This is a genomic window from Streptomyces sp. CAU 1734, assembly GCF_039888735.1.
GTDB lineage: Bacteria > Actinomycetota > Actinomycetes > Streptomycetales > Streptomycetaceae > Streptomyces.
Window position 1 is genome coordinate 35,144 of the sequence record NZ_JBDQQP010000018.1, and the last position, 12,821, is coordinate 47,964.

Genomic DNA, 12,821 nt, shown 5'->3' on the forward strand with positions numbered 1-12,821 from the left:
CCGGCGAATGCCCCCGGCCGCGCCCACGCCGTCGGCCGACGCGACGCGAGGGCAGCCCGCCGGGACTCCGCGTCCCCGTCCGGCACGGTTCCGGGCTCTCGCACACGGGGTGCCCGCCCCGCCCCGCAATGCCGCGCACCCCCGCCGTCGCGGGCCCGGTTCCGGCTGCCCACCCCGTACGAGAGCGCCGCGCACCACCGCCCGGCCGGACCATCCGGCCGCCCGCGCGGGGTCCGTCACGGGTGAGAGCCGCCGGCGCACAAGAGGCCCGCTGTACCGGACGCCGGGCGTCCGCCGGCCCGCCGAGGCTCCTCACGGACGTCCGTGCCCCGCCGGGACCGGGCCGTCGCGCCGTCGTGCCGGGAATTGAGCCGAGTCATCCGGGGCAAATGCATTTCTCTCATACGGAGTGAGAAGAATCCGGGGCGGATACCTCCCCGCCACTTCGGGTAGGGCCGCTGAACGAGGCGGGGAGAGCCCGCCGTCCGCGGAGGCGGGTGACATCTTGTGGGGTGTTGTCCGGTGAAGATTCAGGTCATCTGGAGAGAAACAGTGGCAGAGCAGATATCCCATCAGCCAACCGGTCCCGTGGACACCGCCCGGGTGATCGGGATCGTGGAGAGTGTCCTGCGGTCGGGCCCCCTGACGGCGGGAGACAGCTTTCACGCCCACGGCGGCTCCTCCCTCCAGGCCATGCGCATCTGCCTCCGCGTGGAGCAGGCGACCGGTGTGGTGACACCGCCCGAACTCCTTCTCGACAGCGACACCGTGGGGGAGTTCGCCGAGGCCGTGCTCGCCCGGGTGGCCGCGGGATGAACGATCCCTCGCTGATCCACGGGGCGGTGGCCCGGCAGGCCGCGGCCACCCCCGGTGCCCTCGCCGTGGTCACCCGCCATGAGCGGATCCGGTACGCCGAACTCGACGCCGCCGCCGACGGCTGGGCGGCGCGGCTGAGCCAACTCGGCGTGGGGCCCGGCGATCTGCTGCCGGTCGATCTGCCGAGGTCGGCGGAGCTGGTGGCGGTCCTCCTCGGGGTGCTCAAATGCGGCGCGGGCTACGCGGCCCTGGACCACCGCTGGCCGCCGGAGCGGGTGCGCACCGTCCTGGAGACCCTGGCGCCCCCGCTCTTCATCACCAGACGACCCGTGCCCGGCGGTCTCGTACCGGCGTGGGCCCCGGACGGCGAACCGCCGCGCCCCTCCCGTACCGCACCGCCGCGGGTCACCGGCGACGACCCCGCCACCGTCTTCTTCACCTCGGGAACCTCCGGTGTGCCCAAGGCCGTGGTGTCACCGCACCGGGCCACCACCCGGCTCGCCCGCGACGTCAGGGCCTGGACCGGGCCCGGCCGGGCGATGGCCCAGGCCGCGCCGGTCTCCTGGGACGCCTTCTCCCTGGAGGTGTGGGGGACCCTCGTCGCGGGCGGCCGCTGTGTCATGACCGAGGGCGACTATCCGCTGCCGGGCGAGGTGCGCTCCCTGATCCGGGAGTCGGGGGTCGACGCGGCCTTTCTGACCACCTCGCTGCTCCATCTGATCCTGGAGGAGGACCCGGAGAGCCTGCGCGGACTGCGGACACTGCTCACCGGCGGTGAGCGGATGTCCGCCGGCCATGTCCGCCGGTGCCTGGACATCCATCCGGACATGGCGGTGTTCAACGCCTACGGTCCGGTCGAGAGCTGTGTCTTCGCCACCACCCACCCCGTCGGCCCGGACGACTGCGCCGCGCCGCGGGGTATCCCCCTCGGCACGCCCGTCTCCCGGACCGGGGTCCATGTGCTGTGCGGGGACGAGCCCGCCGGTCCCGGCACGGTGGGGGAGATCTGCCTCTCCGGGGACGGCCTCGCCCTGGGATATCTGGGCGATCCCGGGCTCACCGCGGAGAAGTTCCCCACGGTGAGCGTCGCCGGGACGCCCACCCGGATCTACCGGACCGGGGATCTCGGCCTGCTGGACCACCGGGGCGTACTGCACTTCCGGGGGCGCGCCGACCGGCAGGTGAAGATCGCCGGCCACCGGGTCGAACCCCAGGAGATCGAGGCGGCGGGCCGGCGGATCCCCGGGGTGCGGGAGTGCGTGGTCGCCGCCCTCCACGACGCCCCGGAGGACGGCGGCGGCATCCGGCTGGCCATGTTCTACACCACCGAGCCGCCGGGAGCCCCCGGGCACCGGGAGCTCGGACCGGCTCTGCTCCGGCGCGAACTGGTCTCGCGGCTGCCCCACTACCTTGTGCCCCACTTCATCTCCCCGCAGCGGAGCATCCCTCTCACCCCGCACGGAAAGGCGGACCGGGCGGCGCTGCTGGCGCTGCTGCCCGTGCCGGCCGCCTCCGGCCACGCCATGAACAGGAGCTTCTGATGGCCATGGGCCCCACAGCGAACACCGCGGACGACGCGGGCATCCCACTCGCGCCCTCGGTCCACCCGATGTCCTGGGAACAGGAGGGAATCTGGCTCAACGACCAGCTCGGGGAGGGGGTGTCGCGGTATGTGGAGTCCTGGGTGCACCGGCTGCGCGGCCCCCTCGACCCGGGGGCGGTCCGGGCCGCGCTCACCGGTGTCGTGCGCCGGCACGAGGCCCTGCGCGGCAGACTGCTGCTGTCCGGCGGCGAGCCCGTGCAGGAAGTGCTGCCGCCCATGCCCGTACCGCTGGTCAGACGGCGGGTGACCAGCGGTGAGCTGGACCGGGCGGTGTACGAGGCCGTCTCGGTCCCGATACCGCTGGACCGGCCGCCCCTGCTGCGCGCGACCCTGCTGGAGCTGGGGGAGCACGACGCGGTGCTCGCCGTCGCCGTGCACCACGCGGCCGTGGACGGCTGGGCGCTGTATCTGCTGGACGAGGAGTTCAGCGGTCTGTACCGGGCCGCGGCGGCGGGCGACCCGGAGCCGGCGCTGCCGCCCGTGCCGCTCCAGCCGGGACCGTACGCACGTCGGCAGCGGGCCGCCCGGCCCCGGGCGGAGACGGAGGAGTACTGGCGGGAGACGCTGGCGGATCCGCCCCTGGAATCCGCCTTCCCGCTCGACCGCCCGCGCCCGGAGCGGCTGGGGCACCGGGGCGGGGTGGCCGGGTTCACCCTGGACGAGGAGCTCGTCTCCCGGCTGCGGCTGCTCTGCCGGGAGCTGCGGGTGACCCCGTTCGCCGTACTCGCCGCCGCGGTCACCGCGCTGATCGGCAGACACGGCGACGGACAGGACGTGATCCTCGGCGTACCGGTCTCCCGGCGCGACGGGATCGAGACCGAACCCATGATCGCCTGCCTCGCCGAGGTGCTTCCGCTGCGCACGCGGATGACCGCGGGGGAGTCCTTCCGGGAGCTCGTCGCCCGGACGTCACGGACCGCCCGGCTGCTCGGGGAACACCGGAACATGCCGTACACCCGGCTGGTGGGGATGGCCGGGGTGCCGCGCACCCCGTCGCGTACACCGCTCTTCCAGGTGGTGCTGACGGTGGACGACGGCCCGGCGCCCGGTCTCTCGCTCCCCGGGGTGCGCGCCGAACGGCTCCATCCGCACGGCGGAACGGCGAAGTTCGATGTCTTCCTCCACCTCAGCCCGGAACAGGGCACTTTCCGGGGCCGGCTGGAGTACGCGGCCGACCTTTTCACCCCCGCCGGCGCGGAACTCCTGACGAAACGTTTCTGTGTTCTGCTGGCCGACGCGGTGGCACATCCCGGCCGCGCGGTGGCGGAACTGGCGGTGCTCGCGGCCGAGGACCGGGACCGGGTGACCGGGTCCTGGGCACGCGGCGCGGCCCTCGCGCCCGGAGTGCCCCTCGCCCATGAGGCGTTCGCGTCGGCCGCCCGCCGCACACCGGAGGCGGTGGCCGTCGAGTACGGGGATGTGCGGCTGAGCTATGCCGAAATCGACGCCGCCGCCGACGCGTTGGCCGCCCGGCTGGTGGCGGCCGGGCACGGCCGCTCCCGGATCGGGATACTGCTGGAACGCTCGCCGGAGCTGCCGGTCGCGGTCCTCGCGGTGCTCAGGTCGGGCGGCTGCTGTGTGCCCGTGGACCCCGGCTATCCGGCGGAGCGGATCTCCTTCATGCTCCGCGACAGCGGCGCCCGGGCGGTGCTGTCGGCGTCCGGCGCCCTCCGGGAGCGGGCCGCGGACCTCGCGGGCGCCGAGGTGCTCCCGCTGGACGACGCGCTCCTCCCCGGCGGTGCGGCGGTGCGTCCGGGCGCCGTCCTCCCCGCGGCGGACCGGGACGACCCCGCCTATCTGATCTACACCTCCGGATCGACGGGGCTGCCCAAGGGAGTGGTCATGCCGCACCGCGCCCTCGCCGCCCTCACCGACTGGCAGGTACGCCGGTCCTCCGCACGGGCCCCCGGCCCCCGCCGGACCGCGCAATTCGCCCCGCTCAGCTTCGATGTGGCCTTCCAGGAGCTGTTCAGCACCTGGGCCGCGGGCGGCACCCTCGTCCTGATGGACGACGAGACCCGCCGCGACCCCGCCCGGCTGCTGGCACTGATCGGGGAGCGCCGGGTGGAACGTCTCTTCCTCCCCTGCGTCGCCCTTCAGCAGCTCGCCGAGTACGCGGCCGGTCCGGCCGGCCGGGGGTGCCCCTCCCTGCGCGAGGTGGTCAGCGCGGGGGAGCAGCTCTTCGTCACCCCGGCCGTCAGACGGTTCTTCACCCGCAACGCCGCCGCCGTGCTGGACAATCAGTACGGCCCGTCGGAGACCCATGTGGTCACCGCCGGGGCCCTCGCGGGAGACCCGGCCGACTGGCCGGACCGGGCCGACATCGGGCGCCCGGTGCCGGGCGCCCGGGTGTATCTGCTGGACGACCGGCTCGCCCCCGTGCCCCCCGGAGCGGTGGGGGAGATCTGCATCGGCGGCGAGAGCGTCGCCCTCGGCTACCGGGGCCGGCCGGACATCACCCGGCGGAAGTTCGTCCCGGATCCGTTCGCCCCCGCCGGCGCGCGGCTGTACCGCAGCGGTGACCTGGGCCGATTCCTGCCCGGCGGTGCCATCGAATTCCTCGGCCGGCGCGATGACCAGGTCAAGGTCCGCGGCCACCGGGTCGAGCTCGGCGAGATAGAGTCCGCCGTCAAAGCCGTGCCCGGGGTCGCCGACGCGGTCGTCACGGCCGACACCTCGCTGCCGCACACCACCCGGCTCGCGGCCCACTACATACCGGCCGGGCCCGCCGGGCCCGCCGGGCCCGCCGGGCCCGCCGCCCCGGACGCCGCGGAGCTCCGCCGGGCCCTGCGCAGAACCCTGCCCGAGCCCCTGATACCGGCCCTGATCACGGCCGTACCCGCCTTTCCGCTCACCCCCAGCGGCAAGGTGGACCGGGCCGCGCTGCCCGCCGCGTACGGCCGCGCCGCTCCCGCCCCGGAGCGGGAACAGCAACCGGAACATGTCCCCACCGGCCCGGAGCGCCGGATGGCGGAGATCTGGCGCGAGGTGCTGGGCGCGGGCCGGATCGGCGCGGACGACGACTTCTTCTCGCTCGGCGGAGACTCCCTGCTGGTCGTGCGGCTGCTGCTCCGGGTGCACCAGGCGTACGGTGTGCGGCTCAGCCTCGGCTCCTTCTACGCCGCCCCCACCATCCGCCGGATGTCCGCACTCCTGAGCGGAGCGGACGGCACCGGGACGGGTGACGGGCCCCGGCCGGCCGCCGCGCCGGAGATGGCCGCGGACACCGAACTGCCCCCGTCGATCGTGCCGGTGCCCGCGCCGCTCGGTGTGACCGCCCGCCCCGAGCAGGTGTTCCTCACCGGCGGGACCGGTTTTCTGGGCACCTTCCTCCTGCGCGAGCTGCTGCGCACCTCCTCCGCCGGCACCGTGCACTGCCTCGTCCGGGCGGCCGATGCCGTGGCCGGCGGAAGACGGCTGCGCGCCGCGCTCGACGCCTACGGTCTCTGGGAGGAGCGATTCGCCGGCCGGATCATCGCGGTGCCCGGCGATCTGGCAGCGGAGGGGCTGGGCGTGCCCGCCGAGGACTTCGACGGCCTCGCCCGCCGCGCCGACACCGTCATCCACTGCGGTGCGTCGGTCAATCTCACCCGGTCCTACGAGCAGTTGCGCGGCGGCAATGTGCGCGGCACGGCCGAGGTCCTGCGGCTCGCCGCGCTCCACGGCTCGGTGCCGCTCCACCACATCTCGACCGTCGGCGTCCACACCGACGGGCCGGCCGGCGGCGGCCCCATCCGCCCGGAGGACCCGCTTCCCCCGGCCCACGCCCTGCGCAACGGCTACGCGCAGAGCAAATGGGCGGCCGAGATGCTGCTGGAGCGGGCGCGCGAACGCGGCCTGAGCGTGACGGTCCACCGTCCCGCCCGCGTCTGCGGAGCCTCCGACAGCGGACTGTGCCAGACCTCCGACTACTTCTGGCTGCTGCTCAAGGGGTGCGTGGAGGCCGGGCTGGCCCCGGCCGGCCTGGACGAGCGGTTCGACCTCGTACCGGTCGACTATGTGAGCAGGGCCGTGGTCGCCCTCTCCCGGAACCCCCGGGCGCGGAACCGCACTTTCCATCTGGCCTCCGGGCGACCGGTGAGCCTCGGCCGCGCGGTCGGTCTGCTGCGCTCCCTCGGGTACGCCATCACGGACGTACCGCTCGGCGAGTGGCGGCGGGCGGTGGAGCGCGAGGCGTCCAACGCGGCCCATCCCCTGCTCTCCCTGCTGCCGGCCGGGGCGGCCGACGCCGCGCCCCGCTTCTCCGGTGCCGCGGTCTTCGACGCCACGACCACGCGGGAGGCGCTGCGGGGCACCGGGATCGTCTGCCCGGAGGTGGACGAGGCCCTCTTCGCGCGCTATGTGGCGGCCCATGTCCGGGTAGGATTCCTGCCGCTGCCCGCACGGAGGCCCGTACCGTCGGGCTGAGCCGGGCGGTGTCCCGGACCGCCCGGCCGGTACAGGGGCGGAATCCCGCCACCTTGTGAGGGGACCGGCCGGACATCCCCGGGCCCGGCCGGACCGTGTCCGGAGACGATCCGTCACCCCCGTGTCGCGCGCCGCCCGGTGGGAGCGGAGGGACCTGTCCGGTGCGCGGCGGACTCACGCCGCCCCGGCACGGCGGCTCCTCTCCTTCCCGCCGCGGGTGCGCCGGCCGCCGGGTCCGCGCGCGCCGTCACCCGGCCGCCCCCGCGGTGTGGCGGGCCGTCACCCGGCCGGACGATTCCCCCCGGCGGAAGGGCCTTTCGGACAGGGCCGGTCGGGCCCGGGGCCCGGGACCTGAGTCCATCCCGCGGGGACCTGCGGCCCCTCGCGGACCGGTGTCCCGGCGATCATGCTGGGCAGGGGAACGATCACACGAGTCGATTCCTTCCGCTTCCGGAGGTGTGCACCATGTCCCGCACCGTCACCGTCGGCATCGACGGCTCCCGAGAGAGCCTGGCCGCCGCCGAATGGGCCGCTCGCGAAGCGAAGCTGCGCGAACTGCCGCTGAGGGTCGTCAATGTCCGGGAGCCGGTGCCCTTCGTCCAGGCCCCCTTCCTGGGCGACGAGGACCAGCGGAAGTGGACCGAGTACATCCCGCGCGAGGCGGCCGAGGGGCTCCGGCGGCGCCACCCCGAACTGGAGATCACCTCGGAACAGCTCAAGGGCAGGCCCGGCGATGTGCTCACCGAAGCCGCCGCGGAGGCCGATCTGCTGGTCCTCGGCTCCAGCGGTCTCAGCAGCTTCGGCGGCTTCCTGGTCGGCTCGGTCGGCCAGGCGGTGGTCTCCCGCACCGAGCGTCCCGTGGTCCTGGTGCGGGCGCCGGAGGCCGGCGAGCACGACCGGCTGCCCGCCGCGGACGCCCAGGTCCCGCCGATCGCCCCGGACGGCCCGGTCGTCCTCGGACTCGACGCCAACGCCCCCGACGAGCTGCTGATCGGCTTCGCCTTCGCCGAGGCGGCCCGCCGCGACGCCCCGCTGCGGGTGGTGCACAGCTGGAATCTGCCGCCCTACTTCGCCTACGGCCTGCCGCCGGACCCGGAGCTCGACGAGCGGCTCGGCGCGGCCGAGGCGGCGGCCCTCAGCGCCGCACTCGACCCGTGGCGGCGGAAGTACCCGGCGGTCGAGGTGGTGGAACAGGCCGAGCCCGGCCGGGCCGTCGACCAGCTGGTGGCGGCATCGGACGGGGCATCCCTGCTGGTGGTCGGCCGCCGCATCCGGCGGGCGACGGCGTTCGGCGGACGGATCGGCTCCGTCGCCCACGCGGTGCTGCACCACTCGGCCGCCCCGGTCGCGGTGATCCCGCACCCCTGATCCCGCCGGTGCCGTGCGCGGCCGGCTCACCCGCCGCCGTTTCCGGGACCGCCGCTCCCCGGTCCCGCCGGCGGGCGGCCGGTGCCCGGCCGGTGTGGAATGGGCCGGTACGACTCCTTCCGCGACGCGCTGGGCGTCTTGGGCGCGGTGCCCGCGAGTGCGTCCCCGGCCGTGTGCCGGCGGTGTGCGGTGAATCGCCGCCGGCGCCGGGTGAACTCGCCCGGCCACGCGGCGGCGAGGGGCGGGAGAGACCGCGCCCCCGTCCTCGACCCGTACCCGTGTGACCCGCCCGGGACGCCGTCATGCCGGTGCGGGGTCCGGCGGGTGTGCGGGGTGTGCGGTCGCGCGGACGGGGACCGCACACCCCCGGCCGGCCCTCGGGCTCATCGGTGCTCAAGGGCCGTACGGACGGGCCCGGTCAGCCGGCCGGGCTCTCGTCGCGGCCGAGCCACAGATCGGGGCCGAAGACCTCGTAGTGGATGTCGGCCGCCGGTACCCCGAGCTCCAGCAGCCGGGTGCGAGTGGCGCGCAGGAAGGGCAGCGGGCCGCAGAGATAGGCGGTGGTTCCGGGGTCCACCCGGACACCGGAGAGGTCGGCGAGACCGGTGCGGCCGGCCGGCCAGTCGCCCTCCGGGTGCTCGTACCAGACATGCGCCTCCGCATCGGGGAGCTCCGCGACAAGGCGGCCGAGCTCCGCGTGGAAGGCGTGGTCGCGCCGGCTGCGGTCCGCGTGCACCACCGTGACCCGGCGCTTGGAGCGCTGCCCGGCCAGCGCCCCCAGCATGGTGATCAGCGGCGCGCAGCCGATCCCGGCGGAGGCCAGCAGCACCGGCCCGTCCCCGTCCGCCAGGGCCACATCGCCGAAGGGCGCGCTCACCCGCAGCACATCGCCGGGGCGTACCCGGTCGTGCAGATGGCCCGAGACCTCACCGTCCGGTGTCCCGGTCACCCTGCGGACACTGAACTGGAGCGCGTCGGCGGGTGCTCCGGAGAGACTGTACTGGCGTATCTGATGTGCTCCGTCGGGGAGTTCCACCTGCACGGAGACGTACTGCCCGGGGCGGAACGGCGGCAGCGGCGAACCGTCCGCGGGCCGTACCAGGAAGGTGACGACCTCGTCGGTCTCGGTCCGCCGCCCGACGACGAGATGGTCGCGCAGACTCGGCCCCGGTTCGGTCCCGGCCTCCGCGTACAGCCCGTTCTCGATGGCGATCAGGGCATGGGCCATCAGCCAGTACACCTCGTCCCAGGCCGCGGCGACCTCGTCGGTGACCGCGTCGCCCAGCGTCTCGGCGATGGCCGCGAAGAGATGGGTGTGGACGATCGCGTACTGGTCCCGGGTGACACCCAGGGAGGCGTGCTTGTGGGCGATTCTGCCGAGAAGCGTGTCCGGCCGGATGTCCGGGTGGTCGATCAGGGCGACGGCGAACGCGGCTATGGATCCGGCGAGGGCCCGCTGCTGTTCCCCGGCAGCCTGATTGCCGCGGTTGAACAGATCGCGCAGCAGCTCGGGGTGGGCGGCGAAGAGCTTGTCGTAGAAGAGCCCGGTGATCTCGTCGATGGCACCCCCGACAGCGGGCAGGGTGGCGCGGATGGTCGCGGTGGATTTCTCGGACAGCATCGTCGGACTCCCGGAATCGATGAACCGTGATGGACCGTAAGCAGGACTGAACAGTGATGAGCCGTGGGGCATCCGCCCGTCGGACGGGCGGGAACACGGATGGGGGCGCCGGGCACCGGCCGCTGTCGCCGGCCGGTGCGGTGTGTTTCTCCCGCCCGGGCCTCACCCGCACGACACCCTACAAAACACGGATCCCGCGCACCGGCCGAGGGGCGGATTCTCCGCGGGGCGCGGTGCCGGCCCCCTTCCCGTGCCGGCCTCCCGTGACGTCGGTCGCACCGCACGGGGGCGCCGGTCCGTAAGGTCGGCGGGGAACGGCGTCAACCCGGGAGATCTCATGGGCGACAAGAAGACACGATCCGCGGCCCCGCTGCCGCGCGCGGTGTACGAGGACGAGCTGCTGCGGCTCCAGACCGAACTGGTGAAACTCCAGGAGTGGGTACGCGTGGAGGGCGTCCGGCTCGTGGTGGTGTTCGAGGGACGCGACGCGGCGGGCAAGGGCGGCACCATCAAACGCGTGGCGGAGCACCTCAATCCGCGCGTCGCCCGCACCGCCGCCCTCCCCAAGCCCACAGAACGCGAGCGCGGCCAGTGGTACTTCCAGCGGTACATCGAGCATCTGCCGGCCGCCGGTGAGATCGTGCTCTTCGACCGGAGCTGGTACAACCGGGCCGGGGTCGAGCAGGTGATGGGCTTCTGCACCAAGGAGGAGCACCAGCGGTTCCTCCATCAGTGCCCCATCTTCGAGCGGATGCTCGTGGAGGACGGGATCCTGCTGCGCAAGTACTGGTTCTCGGTGAGCGACGACGTCCAGGAGGAGCGGTTCCGGCGGCGCCTCACCGATCCGACCCGGCGCTGGAAGCTGTCGCCGATGGACCTGGAGTCGATCACCCGCTGGGAGGCGTACTCCCGGGCCAAGGACGAGATGATGGTGCACACGGACATCTCCGAGGCGCCCTGGTATGTCGTGGAGAGCGACAGCAAGAAGCGGGCCCGCCTCAACATGATCGCCCATCTGCTCTCCACGGTGCCGTACCGGGAGGTGCCCCCGCCGGTCATCGAGATCCCGGAGCGCCCGCCGTCGACCGGGTACGTCCGGCCGCCCCGCGATCTCCAGACCTATGTGCCCGACCATTCGGCGGGGCTCGTCCGGTAGCGCCGGCCCGTCGCTCCCTCCCCGTGAGCACCGTGAGCACCATGGGTTCTCGGAGGGAGGGACGGACGGCGCGGACCCCGGGGCGCCGGTACGCGGGAGGGCTCCGCTCTTGCCGTACCCCCGGGGGTTGGGCATGGTGGAGTCAGTACGGGAACAACTGCTCGATCACGGGCGGTCCCGTCCACGCGGCCACCGGCCCCGCACACCGGTCCCGGTCTCCGGCCGGCCGACGATCCGGATCCGCCCATGGCAGCAGCGCGAACCGCCCTTCCGATATCCGCGGCGGTGCTCACCGCCGCCCTGCTCACCGGCTGTACGGCCGCCACCGGCACCGCGGACGGAGTCCCCGGCGGCCGGGACCGCGCGCCCGCCGTCATCTCGTCCGCCCCGCGCGCCGTCACCGCCGACGCCATACCGGCGGTCACCGCCGGCGACGGGCCGGCCGCGTCCCGTGCGCCCTCTCCGTCCCCGGAGGAATCCCGTCCGGTGATCCCCCGGACGGAGCCCGCGACCCTCGACATCCCCGCCATCGGCGTCCGCGGACTGCGGGTCATCCCCTACGAGGGCACCACCGACGACTGGCCGGGCACCAGGATCCAGAACCGCGGCGACGCCGCCAGCCCCTACGGGGAACACGGGGGAGTGGGCCCCGGGGAGAAGGGCAACTACCTGGTCACCGCGCACCGCCTCTCGGCCGGTGCCCCGCTGCGCGATCTGCCGTCGCTGCGCGCCGGTGACACCGTCACCGTCACGGCCGGCGGGCAGACCTTCGTGTACGAGATCACCGACACCCGGCGGACCTCCTTCCGCTCCGCCCGCTCCCTCGACGAGCAGCGGGCGGCAGTGCCCGGCCGGCCCGGCGAGCGCCCCACCCGGGCCATGATCACCATCTCGACCTGCGCGACCCCGGAGGACGACGCGGCCGGGAACTTCTGGCGGGACGACAAGGGCAACCCCGAGCACCGCATCGACAAGATCGGCGTCCTCAGGGAGAGCGGGGGCACGGGCGGCGGGTGACGGACCCTCACCGCGACGCGGGACGCCACCGGGTCCGTCGCGGACCGCCCGGAGGCTCAGGGGAAGTACTGGCGCGGCGTCAGACCCACGATCCGGTGGAACGCGGCCACGAAAGAACTCGCCGACCCGTACCCCACCCGGCGCGCCACCGCCTCGATCGGCAGATCACCGGCGAGCAGCGGCATCGCCGCCTGCATCCGCAGCCGCTCCCGCCACTGGCCGAAGGTGAGACCCGTCTCCGCGATGAACAGCCGCGCCAGTGTGCGGGCGCTGGTGCCCGCCCGGTCGCCCCATGCCTCCAGCCCCCGGTTGTCCCGGGGGTCGGCGGCGAGCGCCCGGGCCACCGCCAGCGCCCGGGGGTCCACCGGCTCGGGCACCGAGACACTGGTCACCGGCAGGGGTTCCAGTACATCGAGCACCACCGCCTCCGCCCGCCGCCGGGCCTCCCGGCCGAGGTCCGGCCGGTCCAGATGGCCGATCAGCGCACTGAGCAGCGGTCCGGCCGCGACCACCGTCGGCTCGTCGGGAGCACCGGCGCAGCCCGCCGGATCGAGACGGGCGCCGTGCACGTCCGCGCTCCCGGCCGCGCCCGTCGCATGGGGCAGCCGGGCGGGAATCCACAGTGCCATCGACGGCGGCAGCAGCCAGGCCCGCGCACCGGTCCGCACCGCCAGCAGACCCTTCCCGGAGCGGGCCAGCCGATGGCAGGGATGGCTGCGGGTGGCCGACCAGAAGCCGTCGGACAGCGTGAAGGCGCTGACGACGATCGCCGTTCCCGGGCCGCCTCCGCAGCGCGGCGCATGTCCGTTCCGCAACATGAGTCGGCAGCGTAG

Annotated in this window: 8 protein-coding genes; 6 read left to right on the plus strand and 2 right to left on the minus strand. The window is 74.4% G+C overall.

What is annotated here, in order from left to right; all coding sequences use genetic code 11:
- Positions 1–552 precede the first annotated feature (552 nt).
- The 4 genes from AAFN69_RS28980 to AAFN69_RS28995 all read left to right on the plus strand — a co-directional run bounded on the left by AAFN69_RS28980 (position 553) and on the right by AAFN69_RS28995 (position 8,194).
- A complete protein-coding gene (locus AAFN69_RS28980; protein WP_347731822.1) occupies positions 553–816 on the plus strand; it encodes an acyl carrier protein in 264 nt (87 codons plus the stop codon).
- Entirely contained in the window at positions 813–2,357 is a 1,545-nt protein-coding gene (locus AAFN69_RS28985) for an amino acid adenylation domain-containing protein (RefSeq protein ID WP_347731823.1), read from the plus strand. Before AAFN69_RS28980 ends, AAFN69_RS28985 begins: the two co-directional genes overlap by 4 nt.
- On the plus strand, positions 2,357–6,826 hold the full coding sequence (locus AAFN69_RS28990) for an amino acid adenylation domain-containing protein (RefSeq protein ID WP_347731824.1): 4,470 nt from the start codon (positions 2,357–2,359) through the stop codon (positions 6,824–6,826). The genes AAFN69_RS28985 and AAFN69_RS28990 overlap by 1 nt, the downstream gene beginning before the upstream one ends.
- A gap of 465 nt (positions 6,827–7,291) precedes the next feature.
- Positions 7,292–8,194, plus strand: coding sequence for a universal stress protein (locus tag AAFN69_RS28995; protein WP_347731825.1), 903 nt, complete (start codon positions 7,292–7,294; stop codon positions 8,192–8,194).
- 418 nt (positions 8,195–8,612) lie between these two features.
- Here AAFN69_RS28995 and AAFN69_RS29000 read toward each other — a convergent pair whose 3' ends face one another.
- Complete coding sequence (locus tag AAFN69_RS29000; protein WP_347731826.1) at positions 8,613–9,815, minus strand: globin domain-containing protein; 1,203 nt, start codon at positions 9,813–9,815, stop codon at positions 8,613–8,615.
- Positions 9,816–10,152: 337 nt separating this feature from the next.
- Between AAFN69_RS29000 and ppk2 the strand changes: the two genes are divergently transcribed.
- Both ppk2 and AAFN69_RS29010 read left to right on the plus strand, forming a co-directional pair.
- The gene (ppk2, locus tag AAFN69_RS29005; protein ID WP_347731827.1) at positions 10,153–10,971 is read left to right on the plus strand and encodes a polyphosphate kinase 2; all 819 of its coding nucleotides are present in this window, start codon (positions 10,153–10,155) and stop codon (positions 10,969–10,971) included.
- 246 nt (positions 10,972–11,217) lie between these two features.
- Positions 11,218–11,988 (plus strand): sortase, encoded by a 771-nt coding sequence (locus tag AAFN69_RS29010; protein ID WP_347731828.1) that lies wholly within the window; start codon positions 11,218–11,220, stop codon positions 11,986–11,988.
- A gap of 56 nt (positions 11,989–12,044) precedes the next feature.
- Here the strand turns inward: AAFN69_RS29010 and AAFN69_RS29015 are convergent, their stop codons facing one another.
- Positions 12,045–12,806 carry a helix-turn-helix transcriptional regulator gene (locus AAFN69_RS29015; RefSeq protein WP_347731829.1) on the minus strand — a complete coding sequence of 254 codons (762 nt, stop codon included), beginning with the start codon at positions 12,804–12,806 and terminating at the stop codon, positions 12,045–12,047.
- Positions 12,807–12,821: the final 15 nt, after the last annotated feature.

Excerpts from the sequence above, each read along its gene's own strand:
- AAFN69_RS28985 (WP_347731823.1), top strand. The coding sequence starts at position 813 with ATGAACGATCCCTCGCTGATCCACGGGGCGGTGGCCCGGCAGGCCGCG.
- AAFN69_RS28990 (WP_347731824.1), top strand. The coding sequence starts at position 2,357 with ATGGCCATGGGCCCCACAGCGAACACCGCGGACGACGCGGGCATCCCA.
- AAFN69_RS28995 (WP_347731825.1), top strand. The coding sequence starts at position 7,292 with ATGTCCCGCACCGTCACCGTCGGCATCGACGGCTCCCGAGAGAGCCTG.
- AAFN69_RS29000 (WP_347731826.1), bottom strand. The coding sequence starts at position 9,815 with ATGCTGTCCGAGAAATCCACCGCGACCATCCGCGCCACCCTGCCCGCT.
- ppk2 (WP_347731827.1), top strand. The coding sequence starts at position 10,153 with ATGGGCGACAAGAAGACACGATCCGCGGCCCCGCTGCCGCGCGCGGTG.
- AAFN69_RS29010 (WP_347731828.1), top strand. The coding sequence starts at position 11,218 with ATGGCAGCAGCGCGAACCGCCCTTCCGATATCCGCGGCGGTGCTCACC.
- AAFN69_RS29015 (WP_347731829.1), bottom strand. The coding sequence starts at position 12,806 with ATGTTGCGGAACGGACATGCGCCGCGCTGCGGAGGCGGCCCGGGAACG.